This is a genomic window from Micromonospora echinofusca, from assembly GCF_017614955.1.
In the GTDB taxonomy this organism is placed as follows: domain Bacteria; phylum Actinomycetota; class Actinomycetes; order Mycobacteriales; family Micromonosporaceae; genus Micromonospora; species Micromonospora echinofusca_A.
In genome coordinates this window covers 1-410 of record NZ_WVUH01000755.1, presented here as the reverse complement: position 1 = coordinate 410, position 410 = coordinate 1, and the positions used below count along the sequence as shown (strand labels likewise).

1 protein-coding gene is annotated in these 410 nt (G+C 57.3%); it reads left to right on the top strand.

Annotated features, from left to right (window positions below; translation table 11 throughout):
- The coding region (locus GSF22_RS34245; protein ID WP_244454638.1) for a ShlB/FhaC/HecB family hemolysin secretion/activation protein at window positions 1–410 on the top strand (410 nt) is incomplete at both ends.

Here is a 410-nt window from a genome sequence, read left to right as displayed (position 1 = left end):
AAGTTGAACAAGCCATTGATCAACTCAACCGTCTTGCGTCCAACCAGGCGCAAATGGAACTGGCGCCCGGCGACGCAGTGGGCGGCAGTAGCGTCTTGGTAAAAAACACGCCGCAAAAGCCGTGGCGTGCCAGTTTGTCACGCAACAACGATGGCCAGAAAAGTACCGGAGAGCAGCAGTGGGGCACAGGCTTTGAATGGGACAGCCCATTGGGCCTGGCCGACCAGTTGATTCTGCGCGGCGGCCACGACGCCATCAGCGATCACCAGAAAACCTCAAAAAACGCGATGCTCTACTACAACGTGCCGTGGGGGTGGTGGAACTTCAGTTACAGCTACAACCAGAGCGATTACCGCTCGGTGGCCCAAGGCGACGGCTTTGACTTCAAGCAAACCGGCGACAGCCAAAAC